The 12,909-nt window shown below is 71.6% G+C and carries 14 protein-coding genes; 6 read left to right on the forward strand and 8 right to left on the reverse strand.

Translation table 11 applies throughout. From position 1 onward, the window contains the following. Positions 1–40: 40 nt before the first annotated feature. Positions 41–970 (forward strand): endonuclease/exonuclease/phosphatase family protein, encoded by a 930-nt coding sequence (locus AB0A65_RS12365; RefSeq protein ID WP_359950507.1) that lies wholly within the window; start codon positions 41–43, stop codon positions 968–970. Positions 971–1,154: 184 nt separating this feature from the next. Further along, entirely contained in the window at positions 1,155–1,853 is a 699-nt protein-coding gene (locus tag AB0A65_RS12370) for an ABC transporter ATP-binding protein (RefSeq protein ID WP_359950834.1), read from the forward strand. 88 nt (positions 1,854–1,941) lie between these two features. Here AB0A65_RS12370 and AB0A65_RS12375 read toward each other — a convergent pair whose 3' ends face one another. Then, positions 1,942–4,413 carry a penicillin-binding protein gene (locus AB0A65_RS12375; protein ID WP_359950509.1) on the reverse strand — a complete coding sequence of 824 codons (2,472 nt, stop codon included), beginning with the start codon at positions 4,411–4,413 and terminating at the stop codon, positions 1,942–1,944. Positions 4,414–4,754: 341 nt separating this feature from the next. Between AB0A65_RS12375 and AB0A65_RS12380 the strand changes: the two genes are divergently transcribed. After that, positions 4,755–5,081 carry a WhiB family transcriptional regulator gene (locus tag AB0A65_RS12380; protein WP_359950511.1) on the forward strand — a complete coding sequence of 109 codons (327 nt, stop codon included), beginning with the start codon at positions 4,755–4,757 and terminating at the stop codon, positions 5,079–5,081. A gap of 125 nt (positions 5,082–5,206) precedes the next feature. Here the strand turns inward: AB0A65_RS12380 and AB0A65_RS12385 are convergent, their stop codons facing one another. The 3 genes from AB0A65_RS12385 to AB0A65_RS12395 are packed head-to-tail and all read right to left on the reverse strand — an operon-like array spanning position 5,207 to position 7,846. After that, positions 5,207–6,328 (reverse strand): ArsA-related P-loop ATPase, encoded by a 1,122-nt coding sequence (locus tag AB0A65_RS12385; RefSeq protein WP_359950513.1) that lies wholly within the window; start codon positions 6,326–6,328, stop codon positions 5,207–5,209. Next, a complete protein-coding gene (locus tag AB0A65_RS12390) occupies positions 6,318–7,271 on the reverse strand; it encodes an ArsA-related P-loop ATPase (protein ID WP_359950515.1) in 954 nt (317 codons plus the stop codon). Before AB0A65_RS12390 ends, AB0A65_RS12385 begins: the two co-directional genes overlap by 11 nt. A 14-nt stretch (positions 7,272–7,285) precedes the next feature. Next, positions 7,286–7,846, reverse strand: coding sequence for a hypothetical protein (locus AB0A65_RS12395; protein WP_359950517.1), 561 nt, complete (start codon positions 7,844–7,846; stop codon positions 7,286–7,288). Between the two features lie 117 nt (positions 7,847–7,963). Here AB0A65_RS12395 and AB0A65_RS12400 point away from each other — a divergent pair, with 117 nt between their 5' ends. Beyond that, positions 7,964–8,122, forward strand: coding sequence for a hypothetical protein (locus AB0A65_RS12400; RefSeq protein WP_181245771.1), 159 nt, complete (start codon positions 7,964–7,966; stop codon positions 8,120–8,122). 2 nt (positions 8,123–8,124) lie between these two features. After that, entirely contained in the window at positions 8,125–8,619 is a 495-nt protein-coding gene (locus tag AB0A65_RS12405) for a RidA family protein (protein WP_359950519.1), read from the forward strand. Positions 8,620–8,680: 61 nt separating this feature from the next. On the opposite strand, the gene AB0A65_RS12410 is transcribed toward AB0A65_RS12405, so the two are convergent. From AB0A65_RS12410 to AB0A65_RS12425, 4 genes are read right to left on the reverse strand one after another with little or no spacing between them, the layout of a single operon-like run. Further along, complete coding sequence (locus AB0A65_RS12410; RefSeq protein WP_359950521.1) at positions 8,681–9,790, reverse strand: fumarylacetoacetate hydrolase family protein; 1,110 nt, start codon at positions 9,788–9,790, stop codon at positions 8,681–8,683. A 42-nt stretch (positions 9,791–9,832) separates the two neighbouring features. Then, on the reverse strand, positions 9,833–10,657 hold the full coding sequence (locus tag AB0A65_RS12415) for a tetratricopeptide repeat protein (protein WP_359950523.1): 825 nt from the start codon (positions 10,655–10,657) through the stop codon (positions 9,833–9,835). 20 nt (positions 10,658–10,677) lie between these two features. Then, positions 10,678–11,163 carry a 2-C-methyl-D-erythritol 2,4-cyclodiphosphate synthase gene (ispF, locus tag AB0A65_RS12420; RefSeq protein ID WP_359950525.1) on the reverse strand — a complete coding sequence of 162 codons (486 nt, stop codon included), beginning with the start codon at positions 11,161–11,163 and terminating at the stop codon, positions 10,678–10,680. A gap of 25 nt (positions 11,164–11,188) precedes the next feature. Continuing rightward, positions 11,189–11,686, reverse strand: a complete 498-nt coding sequence (locus AB0A65_RS12425) for a CarD family transcriptional regulator (RefSeq protein WP_091049057.1) — start codon at positions 11,684–11,686, stop codon at positions 11,189–11,191. Positions 11,687–12,094: 408 nt separating this feature from the next. Here AB0A65_RS12425 and AB0A65_RS12430 point away from each other — a divergent pair, with 408 nt between their 5' ends. Continuing rightward, positions 12,095–12,853 carry a hypothetical protein gene (locus AB0A65_RS12430; protein WP_359950528.1) on the forward strand — a complete coding sequence of 253 codons (759 nt, stop codon included), beginning with the start codon at positions 12,095–12,097 and terminating at the stop codon, positions 12,851–12,853. Positions 12,854–12,909 lie beyond the last annotated feature (56 nt).

The following is a 12,909-nucleotide window of genomic DNA, read 5'->3' on the forward strand; positions in this document are numbered from 1 at the left end:
GGCCGGTGCGGGCCGCCGACCGTGTGAAGGGCGGACCGGGATGGCCAAGACCGGCGGGAAGATCTACAGCGGCGTCGTCATCGCCCTGTCGCTGCTGCTCGCGGCGATCCTGCTCCTGCACCGCTTCATCCCCAACCGCTGGTACAACCTCGGCAGCCTCATCGAGACGTTCCTGCCGTGGTTCGGCCTCGGCGTCCCGGTCCTCATCGTGCTCGCCGCGGTCCGGCGCCGCCCCTTCGCGATCGTCTGCGCGCTGCTCCCGGCGCTGGTGTGGTTCCAGATGTACGCGGGCCTCATCCCCGACAAGCACGACGGCGAGGGCGACTTCCGCGTCGTCGCGCACAACGTCAACGCCGAGAACACCGACACCGAGGCCACCGCCGCGACGCTCCTCGCCGCCGAACCGGACGTGATCGTCCTGGTGGAGCTCACCGAGGAGCAGCGGATCGCGTGGGGCGACGCGCTCGCCGAGCGGTACCCGTACTCGGTCGCGTACGGCACGGTCGCCCTGTGGTCGGTGTACCCGGTGACCGACTCCAACGAGGTGGACCTCAACCTCGGCTGGGCCCGCGCGTTCCGGGCCGCGGTCGACATCGACGGCGAGCCCGTCGCGTTCTACGTCGCGCACCTGTTGTCGGTGCGCGTGAACTCCGAGGGCTTCACCTCGGAGCAGCGCAACGAGACCGCCGAACTCCTCGGCGAGGCCATCGCGGACGAGGAGCTCGACCGGGTGGTCCTCGCGGGGGACCTGAACGGGACCGTGCAGGACCGGTCGCTCGCGCCGATCACGTACCAGTTGGAGTCCGCGCAGGCGTCCGCCGGGAAGGGCTTCGGGTTCACGTGGCCCGCGGACACGCCGCTGGCGCGGATCGACCAGGTCCTGTACCGGGGCCTGGACGCGACCGGGTCGGGCGTGCTCGACGCGACCGCCTCGGACCACCGGCCGGTCTCCGCGGATTTCGCCTTCTGACCCGGGCAACCCGGCGCCGCGGCCGCGGCGTCTCACTGACGTGACCGAGAACGACGCCACGCTGATCCTGCCGACCGTGACCGCGGAGGGCGCCGCGGACGACACCGCCGTGTTCGCCCGCGTCGCCGAGTCGCCGGAGGCCGACCCCGGCCCGCGCGCGCTCATCGAGCTCGACGGCGTCGGCATGACCTACCCGGGGCCGCCTCCCGTGGAGGCCCTGAAGCCGGTGCGGCTCAAGGTCGCCGACGGCGAGTACGTCGCGATCGTCGGCCCCTCGGGCTCCGGCAAGTCGACGCTGCTGAACCTCCTGGGCCTCCTCGACGCGCCCACCTCGGGCACGTACTGGCTCGACGGGCACGACACGTCGGCGATGAAGGAGTCGATGCGGACCCGCCTGCGGGCAGACAAGATCGGGTTCATCTTCCAGTCGTTCCACCTGATGGCGCACCGCACCGCCACCGAGAACGTCGCGATGTCCCTGGTCTACCAGGGGGTCCCGCGGCGCAAGCGCCGCGAGATCGCCCGCGAGAAGCTCGAACTGGTGAACCTCGGCCACCGCCTCGACGCGCTCCCCACGACCTTGTCCGGCGGTGAGCGCCAACGCGTCGCCATCGCCCGCGCGCTCGCGGCGGAGCCGAGCCTGCTGCTGTGCGACGAGCCCACCGGCAACCTCGACTCGCACACGGCCGACGCGGTCCTGGCGACGATCGACGAGCTGCACTCCGGGGGCCTGACGGTCCTCATGATCACCCACGACCACGACGTCGCCGAGCGCGCCCAGCGCGCGGTCACCATCCGCGACGGCGAACTGCGCGAAGGCAACCACGTCGCCGTCCCCACCGACGAGCCCGGCCCCGGCACCCTCGTGTCGACCGGCCCCTGAGCCTTACACCCTCCCAAGGAAAACGAGGGCCCGCGCCGTACGGCGCGGGCCCTCTCCCGTTGCGGTGCAGGCCCGTCAGGGCCGCAGGTCAGTCGCCCCCGCCGCCTCCGCCGCCACCTCCACCGCCGCCCCCGCCTCCGGGGCCGCCGGTGGTCTCGTCACCGGTGGGCTCCTCCTCGAAACCGGAGCCGTCGGACACGAGGATGTACACCGGGGCGCCCTTCGGGGCCGACCCGGACGGGGAGGTCGCGAACGCCTCGCCCTCCTTGCAGTCGGACTCGAACCTGCCCGGCGCGATCGAGGCGTCGAACCCGGCGTTCGCGACGCGGGAGCGGGCCTCGTCGGCGTCCATGCAGCTGACGGACGGGATCGAGGTGAGGTTCTTGCCGTTGACCATCTCGTCCGAGGGTTTCGGCCAGCCCTCCTCGTCGAGGTCCTTGACGGCCTTCTTGAGGATCGCGACCCCGACCTCCTTCACGGACACCTTCAACCCGGCTGTGGCCGTGCCTGACCGGTAGGTCGCGTCGGTGTCGCCGACGAAGGTCGCGGTGGTGGCGTTGGGGGTCGAGCCGATGAACCAGTAGGCGCGGTCGGAGTCGGAGGTGCCGGTCTTGCCGAACAGGGGCCGGTCGAACCCGCCGGTGTACGCCGAGGCGGTGCCGTTGCCGGAGCACTGGGTGCCGTCGGCGTTCTGGCCCACGACGCAGCGCCCGGCGCTGACGGCCGCGTACGCGACCTCCTCGGGGAACGCCTGGTCGCACTGGGGCGCAGACGCTTCGGCCCATTCCTCGCCGGTGGCGTCGATGACCTGCATGACCGGCAGCGGGTTGCAGTGGAGGCCGCCCGCGGCAACCGTGGCGTACGCCTCGGCCATGTCCATCGGGGTGGTCGCGTCGAACCCGAGGGTGAAGACGCCGTAGTCGTCGAGGGTGCCGCTCTCGACGCGGGCGTCGAGGCCCTCGTTGTTGTAGAAGTCGATCCCGGCGCGCTTGGCCGCGTCGTACGCCTTGCTGGTGCCGACCATCTCCTGGAGCTGCACGAACGCGGTGTTCGAGGAGCGCCCGAACATGCCCCACATGTTCATCGGCGACGCCGACCAGTTGCCGTCGTTCGACGGGCACCAGTGCCTCTGGTTGTTCTCCAGCACCGAGCCGCACGAGGACGGGTCGTCCGCGGCCGTGAGGTAGTGCGAGGTGTACTTCCCCGGTGAGGGGATGCGGGTCTCCAGCGGCCAGCCCTCTTCGAGGGCCGCGAGCATGGTGAACATCTTGAACGTCGAGCCCGCCGGGTACCCGGCGACCCGTTCGTTGCCGCTGAGCAGCGGAATCGTGGTGTTCGGGTAGTTCGACGGCTTGGAGTCGTCCCCGTCGGTCCGCGGACCGTTGTCCGTCTGGTCGAGGCTGTAGACGCGGTTGACGGCCATGGCCCTGACGTGCCCGGTGCCCGGGGTGATGGTCACCGATCCGAGGGTCGCGGAGTTGTCCACGTCCACCTCGTCGGCGAGGCGCTCGGTGGCGTCGTTCTGGAGCTCGGCGTCGAGGGAGGTGACGATGCGAAAGCCGCCGCGCTTGAGCAGGGAGATGCGGTCGCGCTCGGTCTCGCCGAACAGCTCCTGGTCGCCCCACCACGCCTTGAAGTAGTCGCAGAAGAAGCCCCAGTTGGAGGTCGCCACGTCGACGCACTCGCTGCGGACGGGCCGCGGGTTGAGGCCGAGGGGCTGCTCCTTGGCGGCGTCGGCGTCGGCCTGCCCGATGTAGCCGAGGGAGGCCATGCGGTCGAGGATCCAGTTGCGGCGCTCGACGATCTGGTCGTCGGCGGCTTCGTCGTAGTCGCCGTCGAGGAGGCCGTCGGCGTAGGAGGGGAACTTGGGGAGGGACGCGAGGGTCGCGGCCTCCCACAGCTCCAGCTCGCTCGGCGGCTTGTTGAAGTACGAGTAGGCGCCGGCGTGGACGCCGTACGCCTGGTTGCCGAGGTAGATGACGTTCAGGTATCCCTCAAGTATGTCCTCTTTGGACATCGAGTCCTCGACCGCCATGGCGTACCGGGCTTCGCGGAGCTTGCGCTCGTACGTGTCCTCGGACGCGGCGATGACCTCGTCGATGGTTGAGGCCGAGTAGATCAGGGTATTGCGGACGTACTGCATGGTGAGCGTCGACGCTCCCTGCGAGTCGCCGCCCTGGTTCGCCACCGCGGCGCGGATGATGCCGGCCCAGTCGACACCGTTGTGCTCGTAGAACTTCGAGTCCTCGGCCGCGAGCAGCGCATCGATCATGAGCGGGGACACCTCGTCGAGGGTCACCTCGCGGCGGTTCTCCTCGTAGAAGGAGGTGATCAGGGTCTCGCCGTCGGAAGCGTACACATAGGACGTCTGCGGGAGCGTGGGCTTGGTGAGCTCGGTCGGCAGCGACTCGAACGACTGGATGCCGTTCTCGGCGGCCATGCCGAACAGCCCCGCCAGGGGGAAGGCGGCCGCGGCCGCGAGGATCCCGGCGAGGACGCCGCACACGAGCAGGGCTACAGCGTCCCCGAGGGGACTGCGGTCGCGTTTCAAGGAATCCACCGCCTCAGATTAGAACGGACGTCGGGAAGCGCGGGGACCGCCGGGCACGTGTGCTGAGCACGGCCGCGGAATCCGCCTTCGGCGGCGCCCGGAGATTGGACGCCGCGAACGCGGATCGAGGGTGCCCCCGTATTGGAATCGTTATTATCGCGAGTCGCATTCGCTAAGCGAACCGTAGGGGTGAAGCCGTCCCATGGAGTCCGATTTTCGTCTCGGAGAGTAGTCAAACACTTACAAGAGGTGTAGGGTCCGTTCTGACGGCGACGTTGTGTGATCGAGAGGTCACTCGACTGTAGTCGTCGGGGGGTATGAAGGGTAGATCTCACGGGGAGGTCATGCAGATGGGACTGCTGATCGACTGGACGACCAAGGCACTTTGTCAGGATGGAGATCCTGACGCCTTGTTCGTACAAGGGGCGGAGCAGAACAATGCGAAGAAGGTATGCCGCGGCTGTCCGGTCCGGCTCGAATGCCTTGCCGACGCACTCGACAACCGCATCGAGTTCGGCGTGTGGGGCGGCATGACCGAAAGGGAACGGAGAGCGCTCTTGCGCAAGCATTCGGACGTCCGCTCTTGGCGGGCCATATTCGAAGTCGCCCTCGACGAGGAGCAGCGGAGCGCTCGAAAGAGCAGCCGGCGCCGGATACCGGTGAACCTCAACTTCTGACCGGCGGGCCGCGCATCGGCGGCCGTATACGCTTTCGCGCCCGGACGGCATCGCCGTCCGGGCGCGTCCATGTCCGGGAACAGTCATCCACGGCCCTGGGTTATCCACAGCCTGTGGACAACCGCTCACTCCACGCCCGCGGCCGCCGCCCCGAACGCCCGCAGGTCCGCCAGGTCCACGACCTCCACGCCCAGCGACGGCAGCCACCGCTGCGCCACCTCCGGGCACGCGGCCGCGTAGCGGGCCGCGACCCGCTCCTCCGCCGCCCGGCGCCGGGCCAGGTCCGCGTGGGTGCGCAGCACCGCCGCCACCGGGTCCTCCGGGTCCGCCTCCTCCAGCTGCGCCGCCGCCCCCAGCGCCCGCTCCGCGGACAGGTCCGTGGCCAGCGGCGTGAGCCGGTTGAGGATCATCCCGTCGAGCGGCATCCGCTCCTCGGTGAGCCGCCGCGTGAAGTACACGGCCTCGCCCACCGCGGCCGGCTCGGGCGCCGCGATCACCAGGAACGACGTCTGGTCGTCCTGGAGCGCCCGGAACGTCGCCTCCGCGCGCTTGCGGAAGCCCCCGAACGTGTCCTCCAGGCTCGCCGTGAACTCCGCGACGTCGGTCAGCAGGTGCCCGCCCAGGACCTTGTTGAACACCCGCGTGAACACCGCGGCGCTGGCGCCCATGAGCGAGAGCATCGAGCGGCGCGCGCCGGGCGTGGACGCCGAGAGCAGGCGGATGACGCGGCCGTCGAGGAGCCGGGCCAGGCGCGCGGGCGCGTCCAGGAAGTCGAGGGCAGAGCGGGACGGCGGGGTGTCGAGGACGATGAGGTCCCACTGCCCGGTGGCGCGCAGCTGCCCGAGCTTCTCCATCGCCATGTACTCCTGCGTGCCCGAGAACGTCGAGGACACGGCCTGGTAGAACGGGTTCGCGAAGATCTCCGCGGCCCGGTCCTTCGAGGTGTGGGAGGCCACGACCTCGTCGAACGTGCGCTTCATGTCGAGCATCATCGCGTCGAGGGACCCGTCGCGGACCCCGGCGACCGGCCGGGGCGTGTTGTCGAGGGCCTCCATGCCGAGCGACTGGGCGAGGCGCCGGGCCGGGTCGATCGTCAGGACGACGGTGCGCCGCCCGTGGACCTCGGCGGCGCGCAGCGCCAGGGCCGCGGCGGTCGTGGTCTTGCCGACGCCCCCGGAGCCGCAGCAGGCGATGACGTGCTTGCCCTGGTCGCCCAGGAGGGCGTCGACGTCCAGATCACTGCTCATTGCGGCCCCCGAGCGCGCGTGCCAGCTGGTACAGGCCCGAGAGGTCCACGCCCTCGGGCAGGAGCGGCAGCTCCTCGACGGGCCGCCCGAGCCGCTCCAGGCGGTCCCGGTAGGCGTCGACGGCGCGGATCTCCTCGCGCGCCGCCCCGTACTCGGCCATGAGCCCGCCCACGAGCGCGTCGTCGGGGGCGATCCCGGCGCGGGCCAGGCCCGCGGCGAGCTCCTCCTCGGCGACCTCGCCGGACTTCGCGCCCGCGACCTTGTTCAGGAGGATGCGGCCCACCGGCAGGTCCGCGGCCGCGAGCTCCTTGTAGGCGTCGACGGTCTCCTGCACGGGCATCGCCGCGGGGGTGGTCACCAGGTGCACGTTCGTCAGCGACGAGTGCAGCATCCGCGCCACCGACCTGGAGTGCTTCCCGATCGGCCCGGTCTTCGCCAGCCGCCCCGACTCGACGGTGACGTTGAGGAACTTGACCACCCGGCCCGTCGGGGGCGCGTCGAGGACGACCGCGTCGTACGCCATCCGCCCCGACTCCGCGCGCGAGACGGCCTCCTTGAGCTTCCCGGTGAGCAGGATGTCCCGCAGGCCCGGCGCGATGGTCGTGGCGAAGTCGATCGCCCCGAACTTCTGGAGGACCCGCCCGGCCGAGCCGAGCCGGTAGAACAGGGTCAGGTAGTCGAGGAGCGCCTCGTCGGCGTCCACCGACTGCCCGAAGACCTCACCGCCGCCCGCGCCCGCCGCGAGGTGCCGCTCCTCGTACCCGAGCGACGCGGCCCCGAACAGCGGCGCGATGCCCTGCCTGCCCTCGACCTCCACGAGCAGGACCCGCCTGCCGGGCCCGGCGAGCGCCAGGGCGAGCGCCGCGGCGACCGAGGTCTTCCCCGTGCCGCCCTTCCCGGTGACGATGTGCAGTCGCGGCACCGGGAGCGCAGAGGCAGTCATTCATCGGAGTCTAGTCATCCTGCGGCGATCCCGCAGATGAGCCATTGCGGGTCGCCTTCCTCGGCCACGAGCGTGAACGCCCAGGTCGCCGGGGACGCGCCGCCGTCGATGCCGATCTCGGCGGTCACGGTGGCGGCGCCCACGGTCCTGCCGGTCTCCGCGACCTCGCCCCACTCGAAGCCGCGGTCGGCGGCCTCGGCCATGGCGGCGACGGCCGAGCCCAGGTCGCGGTCGGCCTTGTCGGTGCACAGCCACGCGGCCGCGGACTCGGCGTCCCGGTCGTCGAGGAGCGCCCCGAGGAACGCCGAGACGGTGCGCTCGGGCGTGTCGGTGAGGTCGCCGGACGTGTCGCCGATGAAAAGGCGGGTGGCGCCGAAGACGATCGCGGCGCAGAACAGGACGGCGGCGACGGCGGTGATGACGGTCCACATGAGACCGGATTGCGGCGGTGCGGGCGCGGGCGGGCCGGTCGGCCTCGGTGCGGGCTCCTGGCGCGGGACGCGGCCCGCTGACGGCGCCTCGGCGGCGTCCGACGGCGGCACCTCTGACGACGGCGCCGCGGTGTCTGACGACATGGGGACTCCCTGGTTCACTGGTGCGGCACGGGGGCCGCGGGGACTCTTCGGGGAGGCGACGCACTCTGAGCGTAGCGGTGCGCCGCGGGCGAATCAAGACGCCGTACTGTGGGCGGCATGGAGAAATGGGAGTACCTCACGGCGCCGCTGCTGATCCACAACACCAAGATGATCCTCGATACGTTCGGGGACGACGGCTGGGAACTGGTGACGGTCCTGCCGGGCCAGAACTCGGAGCAGCTGGTGGCGTACTTCAAGCGCAAGAAGGAGCAGTAGCCGTGGCGGGTGTCGAAGGCGCCGTTGAGAAGGCGCTCGCGCGCCTGGGCCTGGAGCTCCCGGCGGTCGTGCCGCCGGTGGCCGCCTACCAGCCCGCCGTGCGCGCGGGGGACTACGTGTACACCTCGGGCCAGCTGCCGATGGTCGCCGGTGCGCTGAAGGCGACCGGGAAGGTCGGCGCGGAGGTCGACCCGGAGGACGCGTACGACCTGGCGCGGATCTGCGCCCTGAACGCGCTCGCGGCGGTCGCGTCGGTGGCGCCGCTGGACGAGGTCGTGCAGATCGTGAAGGTCGTGGGCTTCGTGGCGTCGGCGCCGGAGTTCACGGGCCAGCCGAAGGTCGTCAACGGGGCCTCTGAACTCCTCGGCGAGGTGTTCGGCGACGCCGGGGTCCACGCGCGGAGCGCGGTGGGCGTGGCGGTGCTCCCGCTGGACGCGCCCGTCGAGGTCGAGCTCGTGGCCCGGCTCGCCCCGAGCGCGAAGACCGTGCTGGTCTAGCTGCTTCGTTCGCATTCGATTCGACCGGTCGGTCCCCTGCGGGACCGACCGGTTCCGCGTATCAGGTGATGGACGGGAGCACGCGGGTCTCGACCTCGCCGAGGGCGATCGAGGTGCCGCGCGGCCCGGGTGCGGAGGCGGTGACCTTGACGACGTCGCCGTTCTCCAGGCGCCACTGGCCGGTGACGGCCTCGCCGGACCCGTACATGAGGCCGGGGCGCAGGACGGCGCCGCCGGCGGTGAGCTGCGCGAGCTGCTGCGCGGGCGTCCAGCACGCCTCGGCGAAGTCCGCGCCCGCGACGGCCACGCCGTTGACGTGGATGTCGAGGTGCAGGTCGAAGCCGTACCGGTCGGACTCCTTCAGGTAGGAGGCCATGTCGGGCGCGGGCTGGGGCGCGGCGGTGCGGGCGGCGCTGAGGGCCTCGATCGGCGTGATCCAGGCGCTCATGGACGTCGCGAAGGACTTGGAGGCGACGGGCCCGAGGCCGTCGGTCTCCAGCTCCTGGAAGTCGCGGGCGGTCCAGTCGTTGAGCAGGACCGCGCCGAACACGTAGTCCTCGAACTCGTCGGGCGAGACGGGGCGGCCCAGCTCGGACTCGCCGCCGATGATGAACCCGACCTCGGCCTCGATGTCGAGGGCGCGGGTGGGGCCGAACACGGCCTGGCCGTCCTCGCCGCGGCGGTGCCCGGCGGGCCGCACGAGGTCCATCCCGGAGGGGATGAGCGTCGAGGGGCGGCCGTTGGAGGCGCGCGGGTAGACCCGGTCGGAGTCGGTGGCGCGCATGGTGAAGTCGACGTAGTCGGTGACCAGGAGCGGGGCGTGCATGATCGCCTCGCCGATCGGGGTCAGCCAGTCGGAGGCGACGTCCTGGAGGCTCGGCTCGGTCAGGGCCTCCTGGACCTGGGCGCGGACCTGCTTCCAGGCGGCCTTGCCGAGCGACAGGAGCCGGTTCAGGGCCGGGTCGCGCAGGGCGGTGCAGGCCGCGCAGGTCTGGCAGTCGCCGGAGAGGACCGCCTTGTGCATGTCGAGGATGTGGTCCCCGATGCGCACGCCGATGCGCGGCAGGGTCTCGTCGGCGGTCGAGAAGACCCCGAACGGCAGGTTGTGGATGTTGTAGTGGCTCTCGTCGGCCCCGGGAACCCAGCACGTCGTCACTTTGGTGTCCTCCATCGGATCGGTGGTGAAGGACTAACGAGCGCGGGCGCCCTGAGGTCACTCGGGGCGGCGGTGGCGGCGCAGAACTGTGAACCAGCCCACCCATGCGGCGACGGCGACGGCCGCGAAGAAGAGGCGCACGGTCGAGTCCATCTCCGAGCCGAGGAGCGCGGGGACGGCGAAGACGACGGCGATGCCGAGGAGCACGGACCGGCCGAGGGCCCCGCGGAAGAGGCCGCGGCTGTAGAGCTTGCCGCGCCAGGCCGGGTCGTCCTTGTCGGCGTCGACCCAGCGGCGGCGCACGCGGCGGGCCTCGGGCGGGAGGACGTGGACGTTGTCCTCGACGGCGAGCCCGGGGTCGAGTTCGGCGGCGGCGCGGCGGGAGCGCTTGGCGAGGTCGTCCATGCCCAGGTCCTCGGCGATGGCGGCGAGGACCCGGTGGGTGCGCGGCTGGTCGGGGGCGATGTTCACGGCGTTCCAGGCGGCGTCGAGGGCGGGCTGGGCGGCCCCGGCGCGGCGGGTGATGAGCGCGTAGTGGACGTGGTGGAGCCAGGACGTGCGGTCCAGGTCGAGGAGGGACGCGGCGGCCTGCATGGCCTCGTCCTTGCGGCCCGCGTCGGCGAGCGCGTACCCGCGGGTGATCATGGCGCGGCGGTGGCCGGGGGTCTGGGCGAGGGCGGCGCCCGCGTACACGAGGGCCTCGTCGGGGTCGTTGTCGGCGAGGGCGCACGCGGCGGCCATGGCGTTCGCGTCGGGGCTGAGGGGGTCGAGGCGCAGGGCCGCGTCCGCCTCGGCGCGCGCGTCGGGCACCTGGCCGAGCTCGTAGAGCAGTTCGGCGCTCTGGAGGTGCTCGGCGACCGTGCGGTTGGGGTCGGCGTCCATGGGCTACTCCCGGACAGGTCTCAGGGCTGGTACAGCAACGCTACCGCGGTGGCGGCGAGGCCCTCGCCGCGTCCGGTGAAGCCCAGGCCGTCGGTGGTGGTGGCGGAGAGCCGGACGGGGGCGCCGACCGCCTCGGCCATGGCGGCCTCGGCCTCGGCGCGGCGGGCCCCGAGGCGGGGCCGGTTGCCGACGACCTGGACGGAGACGTTGCCGACGGCCCATCCGGCGTCGCGGACGCGGCGGGCGGTCTCGGCGAGGAGCGCGGACCCGGAGGCGCCGGCCCACTCGGGGCGGTCGGTGCCGTAGTTCGATCCGAGGTCGCCGAGCCCGGCGGCGGAGAGCAGGGCGTCGCAGGCCGCATGTGCGGCCGCGTCCCCGTCCGAGTGCCCGGCCAGCCCCGCCTCGCCGGGCCATTCGAGGCAGGCGAGGCGGCAGGGCTGGGCGGTGTCGAAGCGGTGCACGTCGGTGCCGTGCCCGATGACATAGGGCGTATTGGAACTGCTCACGGTGCGGTCTGCTGGCGGTGCCGGTCTACTTGACCGGGGCCTCCTGGAGCAGGACCTTGTCGAGGATGTTGTCGGCCTCGTCCTTCACGCAGTCCTCGGCGAGGGCGATCTCGCCGGTGAGGATCTCGCGGGCCTTGGAGAGCATCCGCTTCTCCCCGGCCGAGAGGCCCCGCTCGCGGTCGCGCCGCCACAGGTCGCGGACGACCTCTGCTATTTTCAGCGGGGAACCGGAGGCCAGCTTCTCGACGTTCGCCTTGTAGCGCCGCGACCAGTTGGTGGGTTCCTCGGTGTGGGGGGCGCGCAGCACCTCGAAGACCTCTTCGAGGCCCTCGGCGCCGACGACTTCCCGGACGCCGACGAGCTCGACGTTCTTGGCTGGAACCTTGACCGTGAGGTCACCCTGCTCGACGCGCAGCACGAGGTATTCCTGTTCGATACCACCGATGGTGCGAGTCTCTACAGCTTCAACGAGTGCGGCCCCGTGGTGGGGGTAGACAACGGTCTCGCCGACACTAAAACCCATAGGATCGAAACCCCTTTCGCTGTGTCCAGCTTAACACGGCAGTCGGGGTTTTCCCGACATCGGATCGCCACGAATTCCCTGGTCAATTGGTATGTGACTGATTACTCTACGGCACCTTGGGCTTTCGGGCGGCAGCCGGATGTGACGAATGAGGCCCAGGTCGCTCCGCCGTGCGCGGCGCGGCGCCGCGGGCGCGCCGCGCGGACCCGGGTTCGCGGCTGCGGACGAACCGTAACCGTCCGGGACGGCCCCGGAGGCGCGGACCGGGCCCTGATGCCGCACGGCCGCAACGGGACCGGCCGGTCCCTGAGACGTGCGTTCCACCGCCGCACCGGCCCGGGGGAGAGGTGAGAGCGAGTCGTCTACGCTGTCGTGAGCATTCCTGTCGGAACTCGGAGAGGACCAGCAGTGGCCAAGGGGATCATCACGGCCCGCCGCGCGGCCGCCATCGCGCTCGCGGGCGCCGCCGCAGCGGCGCTGTCCGCGTGCTCCGCGGGCAACGAGACCCAGACGGACATGAAGGTGAGCGCGATCGCCGGGGTGAACGTCGACGAGGGCGACCTCGCGCTGCGCGACCTCCAGGTCGAGTTCGACTCCGCCGCGGGCTACGCCGTCGGCGACAGCGCCGCCCTGCGCGTGTGGATCGGCAACGAGGGCGAGACCGAGGTCGGCCTGACCGGCGTCTACGCGTACGCGACCGAAGAGGACGCCGCCGCCGACACCGAGGAGGCCGACGCCTCCCTGTGGGCCGGCGTCGTCACCTTCGTGAGCCCCACCGCCCCCGTCGAGCCCGCGACCTCCGCTGAGGAGGAGCCCTCCGACGACGCCTCCGAGACCGGGACCGAAACCGGTGCGGAGACCGGCGCCGAGACGCCTTCCGGCGACGAGTCGCCCGCCGTCGAGGAGCCCGCGTTCGAGGGCGACCCCGCCATCGACATCGCGATCGCCCCCGCCGAGTACGTGCGCCTGGACCAGGCCGTCGAGGACGGCGACTACCTCCTCGTCGAAGACCTCGGCACCGCCCTCCCGGTCGGCTCCCAGCTGTGGGTCAAGTTCGTGTTCGCCGACGGCTCCGAGGTCCTCGCGGCCCTGCCCACCGGCCAGGACACCACCGGCGAAGAGGACCGCGAATACTACGAGCCCGCCGAGGAGGCCGAAGGCCACTAGGCCCCGGCGCGCAGCAGCTTCGACCCGAGGCCCCGGTCCGCACGGACCGGGGCCTC

Source organism: Glycomyces sp. NPDC047010 (assembly GCF_040644205.1).
Classification (GTDB): domain Bacteria; phylum Actinomycetota; class Actinomycetes; order Mycobacteriales; family Micromonosporaceae; genus Glycomyces.

Coding starts and splice junctions, on each gene's coding strand:
- AB0A65_RS12365 (WP_359950507.1), top strand. CDS start 41: ATGGCCAAGACCGGCGGGAAGATCTACAGCGGCGTCGTCATCGCCCTG.
- AB0A65_RS12370 (WP_359950834.1), top strand. CDS start 1,155: ATGACCTACCCGGGGCCGCCTCCCGTGGAGGCCCTGAAGCCGGTGCGG.
- AB0A65_RS12380 (WP_359950511.1), top strand. CDS start 4,755: ATGGGACTGCTGATCGACTGGACGACCAAGGCACTTTGTCAGGATGGA.
- AB0A65_RS12385 (WP_359950513.1), bottom strand. CDS start 6,328: ATGAGCAGTGATCTGGACGTCGACGCCCTCCTGGGCGACCAGGGCAAG.
- AB0A65_RS12390 (WP_359950515.1), bottom strand. CDS start 7,271: ATGACTGCCTCTGCGCTCCCGGTGCCGCGACTGCACATCGTCACCGGG.
- AB0A65_RS12395 (WP_359950517.1), bottom strand. CDS start 7,846: ATGTCGTCAGACACCGCGGCGCCGTCGTCAGAGGTGCCGCCGTCGGAC.
- AB0A65_RS12400 (WP_181245771.1), top strand. CDS start 7,964: ATGGAGAAATGGGAGTACCTCACGGCGCCGCTGCTGATCCACAACACC.
- AB0A65_RS12410 (WP_359950521.1), bottom strand. CDS start 9,790: ATGGAGGACACCAAAGTGACGACGTGCTGGGTTCCCGGGGCCGACGAG.
- AB0A65_RS12415 (WP_359950523.1), bottom strand. CDS start 10,657: ATGGACGCCGACCCCAACCGCACGGTCGCCGAGCACCTCCAGAGCGCC.
- AB0A65_RS12425 (WP_091049057.1), bottom strand. CDS start 11,686: ATGGGTTTTAGTGTCGGCGAGACCGTTGTCTACCCCCACCACGGGGCC.